At 71.1% G+C, this 5,056-nt stretch carries 4 protein-coding genes; all 4 read left to right on the forward strand.

Annotated elements, in window-relative coordinates; translation table 11 throughout:
* The first annotated feature begins 57 nt into the window (after positions 1 to 57).
* Genes ACGH52_RS31240 through ACGH52_RS31255 form a run of 4 tightly spaced genes read left to right on the forward strand, consistent with a single transcriptional unit; the run spans position 58 to position 5,044 of the window.
* Positions 58 to 1,008, forward strand: a complete 951-nt coding sequence (locus tag ACGH52_RS31240; RefSeq protein ID WP_121704345.1) for a DUF6039 family protein — start codon at positions 58 to 60, stop codon at positions 1,006 to 1,008.
* Between the two features lie 60 nt (positions 1,009 to 1,068).
* On the forward strand, positions 1,069 to 2,868 hold the full coding sequence (locus ACGH52_RS31245; RefSeq protein WP_210974914.1) for an amino acid adenylation domain-containing protein: 1,800 nt from the start codon (positions 1,069 to 1,071) through the stop codon (positions 2,866 to 2,868).
* A 20-nt stretch (positions 2,869 to 2,888) separates the two neighbouring features.
* Positions 2,889 to 3,833, forward strand: coding sequence for a chlorinating enzyme (locus tag ACGH52_RS31250; protein WP_198538661.1), 945 nt, complete (start codon positions 2,889 to 2,891; stop codon positions 3,831 to 3,833).
* Positions 3,834 to 3,868: 35 nt separating this feature from the next.
* The gene (locus ACGH52_RS31255; RefSeq protein WP_210974913.1) at positions 3,869 to 5,044 is read left to right on the forward strand and encodes an alpha/beta fold hydrolase; all 1,176 of its coding nucleotides are present in this window, start codon (positions 3,869 to 3,871) and stop codon (positions 5,042 to 5,044) included.
* Positions 5,045 to 5,056 lie beyond the last annotated feature (12 nt).

Below are 5,056 nucleotides of genomic sequence, written 5' to 3' on the forward strand. Positions count from 1 at the left end.
AAAACGGCCTAATTGTGCGGCAGCAGAAATCCGAACCATTCACCGAGGAGCCCTTTCATGACCGAGAAGGCCGATTCCGAATTCTCCACCCCGGTCGCACAGCAGCAGACGTCCCTTCCGGTCGCGGATATCCTGCACTCGGCGAACGCCGGCGTCGTGGTCGAGCGTGTCGGGCAGCTGCGGGCCGAATTCCGCTCGGAGGGGAGGCAGTTCGCCCGTGAGCTCTCCGAGTACCTGAACACCCAGTACGTCGGGGTCGCGACCACCTTCGTCTACGAGGAGACCTTCGGGACCAAGGACACCCTGCACTGGCTCCTGCACATGCGCTCCCTGGAGGCCTACGAGACCCTCGTCAGCATGGGCTCCCGGGACGAGGGCTGGCGCGAGGTGATGTTCCGCAACCGCATCCCGGAGGAGCGCGGCGGAGGCTCCTGGGACCGGATGTTCCTGGACGGCGGCCTGAAGGAGACGGTGCTGATCCCGCAGAGCTTCGGGATGTACGGCACGTCCGACAGCGAACTGTCCTCGGTGGTCGACGACGGTGGCCTGGACCGCTTCGTGGTGCCGACCGCGGAGCACCAGACCTCGCAGAAGCCGGACGAGCTGCTGCACTCCGCCAACGCCGGCATCATCATGCACCGCACCGGCGAGCTGAAGTACGAGTTCCGGGCCGAGGGACGGGAGTTCGCCCGCGCGCTGACCGAGAGCTGGAACGCCTCGCTGGGCGGTGAGGCCACGATCTTCCTCTATGAGGAGGCGTTCGGCCTGTCCGACCGGATCCACTGGTTCATCCACCTGCGCAAGCTCAGCTCCTACTACAACCTGATGGGCCTTCGGGCGCGCACCATGCCAGCCGCGCGCGAGGTGTTCACCAAGCAGTGGATCCCGGAGGAGAAGGGCGGCGGCGGCTGGGAGCGGATGTTCGTCCAGGGCAGCCTGCGGGACCTGTCCCTCACCCCCCAGCACTGGGGCATGTACGCCACCAAGACCACCGCCGACCAGGGCTGACCACCCCCGCGGGCTCTCGGCCGCCCGCCCCGCGAACCCGTACCGGATGGGAGATCCGCCATGGTTTCCGGCAAGACGCTGCACCAACTCTTCGCAGTCCAGGCCGCCAGGACACCGGACCGCGTGGCGGTGAGCGGGACTGACCGCACCCTCACCTACCGCGCACTCGACGACGAGTCCGACGCGGTGGCCGCCCGGCTGCGGGCGGGCGGCGCCGGCCCCGGCCGGCTGATCGGTCTGTGCGTCGACCGCAGCGCCGACCTGGTGGTCGGCCTGCTCGGCATACTCAAGGCGGGGGCCGCGTACGTGCCCGTCGACCCGGCCTACCCCGCCGACCGGGTCGCCTTTCTGCTCGACGACAGCCAGGTCTCCGCGGTGGTCTCGGTGTCCCGGGTCGCCGAGCGCCTCACGGACGCTGCCGTCCCGGTGGTCTGGCTCGACCGCGACACCGAGGCGCCGGCAGCGCCCGCCGCGGTCGAGGAGTCCCGGGACAGCGACCTCGCGTACGTCATCTACACCTCTGGTTCGACCGGCGTCCCCAAGGGCGTGCTGGTCGAGCACCGCAACGTGGTGCGGTTGTTCGAGCAGACCGCCGAGCTGGTCGACCACCGCGCCGACGACGTGTGGACGCTGTTCCACTCGATCAGCTTCGACTTCTCGGTCTGGGAGCTGTGGGGCGCGCTGCTGCACGGCGGCCGCCTGGTGGTGGCCGGCACCGAGACCGTCCGCTCCCCGGGGCTGCTGCACAAGCTGCTCGCGGACGAGGGCGTCACGGTGCTCAACCAGACCCCGTCCGCCTTCCGCCGCCTGGCGGGCGCGACCACCGCGACGCTGCCCGCGCTGCGCCTGGTGGTGTTCGGCGGGGAGCGCCTGGACGTGAAGCTGCTGGAGCCCTGGTTCGCCCGCTACGGCGACGAACGCCCGGCGCTGGTCAACATGTACGGCATCACCGAGACCACGGTCCACGTGACGGCCCGTGCGATCACCAGGGCCGACCTCGACGAGCCCGGCGTCAGCCCCATCGGCCGCCCGCTGCCCGAAGTCACCCTGCACCTGCTCGACGAGCACGGCGCCCCCGTCGCCGACGGCACCCCCGGTGAGCTGTACGTCGGCGGCACCGGCGTGGCCCGCGGCTACCACCGGCGCCCCGAACTGACCGCCGAGCGGTTCCGCACCGTCGGCACCGGCGCCGACGCGGTGCGCCTGTACCGCTCGGGCGACCGCGCGGTGCGCACCGCCGAGGGCGAGTACCTGTACGTCGGCCGGGCCGACGACCAGATCAAGATCCGCGGTTTCCGGATCGAACCCGGCGAGATCGAGGCGCTGCTCGCCGACCACCCGAGGCTCGCCTCGGCGATCGTCGTCCCGCAGGACCACGGCGAGGGCGACGTCCGCCTGACGGCCTACCTGGTGCCGCCGCCGGACGCCGAGATCGACGACGCGGCGCTGGGCCGGCTGGTCGCCGAGGTGTCCGCCCGGGCCGCGGACACGCTTCCCGAGCACATGCGGCCCTCCGCGTACCGGCTGATCACCGAGGTGCCCATCACCGCGCAGGGCAAGGTCGACCGCTCGGCGCTGCCCGCCCTGCCGCACCGGCAGGCTCCGGCCGGACCGGTGGGCGGCGGGGCGGAGCTGACGCCCACGCAGCAGCAGGTCGACGCGATCGTCACCGAGGTGCTGGCCCGGCCGGGCATCGGCCTCGACGACGACCTGTTCGAGAACGGCGCCACCTCGCTGGCGTTCATGCGGGTGATCGCCTCCGTCAACCGCCGCTGGAAGCTGTCCCTGACCGGCGCCGAACTCGACGCGGCGACCGTCCGCAACCTGTCCGCCTGCGTGGACGCGCAGGACTCGAAGTGAGTGACGAGAGGAGCATCACCGTGCCTGAAGTGACCAGCGGCTTCACGCTGACGCCCGAGGAGCGCGCGAGCTTCCAAGAGCGCGGCTACTTCGGCCCGTTCAAGGTGTACGAGATCGAGGAGATGCAGCGCCGCTGGCGGGTGGAGCGGTTGCGGCTGATGGACCGCAGCAACGCGGTCTACCAGGACGAGGCGGCGCAGTCCGGCAACACCAACATCTCCAACTACGACCGGCACCTGGACTCGGAGTTCCTCGCGGACCACATCTGCCGGCCGGAGATCGTCGACCGCGTGGCCGGCGTGCTCGGACCCGACGTGCTGTGCTGGCGCAGCGAGTTCTTCCCCAAGTACCCGGGCGACGAGGGCACCGACTGGCACCAGGCCGACACCTTCGCCAACGCCTCCGGTGTGCCGCAGATCCTGTGGCCCGACGAGCACAAGGACTTCGGCGGCACCATCACGGTGTGGACGGCCTTCACGGAGGCCAACGAGGACACCGGCTGCCTGCAGTTCATCCCCGGCAGCCACACCCGGATGAACTACGACGAGACCAAGAAGATGCACTACAGCCCGGACTCCATCAACCAGGTGGACAAGGGCGGCGTCCGCCGCGGCTTCTTCGGCTACGACTACCGCGAGCTGCAGGTCGACGCCGACTTCAAGCCCGACGAGTCGCAGGCGGTGTCGATGGTGATGCGCCCCGGCGAGGCGATCATGTTCTGGTCGACCCTGATGCACGCCTCCTTGCCGCACAGCGGCAAGACCGACGAGATGCGCCTGGGCTTCGCCGGCCGGTACGTGCCGACCTCGGTACGGGTCTACCCCGACACCGAGCAGATCGAGGAGTACGGGGGCACGGTCTCGCTGGAGCGCTACGGCGCCGTACTGGTCGGCGGCGAGAACCGGTACGACCACAACCGGATGGCCACCCGGACCACCCTCGGCCACCCGTTCACCACCCGCTGACACCGACCGAAACCGACCGGAAGGCGTACGAGCCGATGACGGAGCACCAGGCCCGGGCCGCCGCGACGGCACTCGCCGAGGCGGTGCACGGTGTGCGGGCGCTGGCCGCGCGCCTCGACCCGCCCGCCCGGGTGACCGTGCCGGCCGGCCCGCGCGCCGAACTGCTGGCCGCGCTCGCCGAACGGCTCGGCGTCCCGCTGGCGGTCGGGCCGGCCGCCCCGGACGGGGAGAGCGGCGTCTTCGAACGGATCATCGGCGAACGGCTCGGACCGGCCCTGGGCCGGTCCGAGCTGGACGACCTCCCGGACGGCCCCGACGAGATCAGCGGGATCGCCGACCGGGTGGCCGCCGCATCCTTCGACAGGTTCCGAACCGACCACGACGCCGTCGCCCCCGATGGCGCCCGGCTGCCCGTCTACACGGCGGGCGACCCGGACGCGCCCGCGGTCCTGATCGCCTCCGCCTGCGGGATGCCGGCCGAACTGTGCGTTGGCTGGCTGGAGTTGCTGGGCAACGAGTACCGCGTCGTCACCTGGGAGACCCGCGGCCTGTTCGCCGACGAACCCGACTTCGACAAACTGGAGTGGGACACCGGGGCCCAGGCCGAGGACGTCTTCGCGGTCATGGACCACCTCGGCATCCGCTCGGCCCACCTGCTGGGCTTCTGCGGCGGCAGCGTGATCGCGCTCGCCGCGGCCCGCCGCAGCCCGGAGCGGATCGACTCGCTCAGCCTCTGGCACGGCGCGTACGAGCTGGGGCCGCAATCGCCGAAGCTGGACCACCACCGCAACATCCAGGCCCTGATGGCGATGGCCGCCGAGGACCGCGCCACCGCCACCGCCGTGCACGCGGTCTTCCTGGGCACCATGCTCGGCGGCACCCCGCCCGACCTCGCGCACCTCGTGCTCTACCCGTTCGCCACCCCCGAACTGTTCTACCGCTACTGCCGTGTGAACGGCGCGATCACCGACATCGACGTCAACCCGCTGCTGGTCGGCGTCGACCACCCCACGCTGGTGGTCACCAGCGAGGACGACACCACGGCCAATCCGCTCGGGTCGGCCGAGGTGGCCCGGAGGCTGCCCAACGCGACGCTCAGCGTCGAGCCGACCGGCGATCACATCTCACTCTTCAAGTTGGGCGGCCGACTGGGCGAACTCGCGCTGAACTTCCTGCGCGAGCACCCCGGGGGCCGGGCCGCCCCGCGCTGAGACGGGACTCAC

The organism is Streptomyces sp. BBFR25, from assembly GCF_044590125.1.
Classification (GTDB): Bacteria; Actinomycetota; Actinomycetes; order Streptomycetales; family Streptomycetaceae; genus Streptomyces; species Streptomyces canus_D.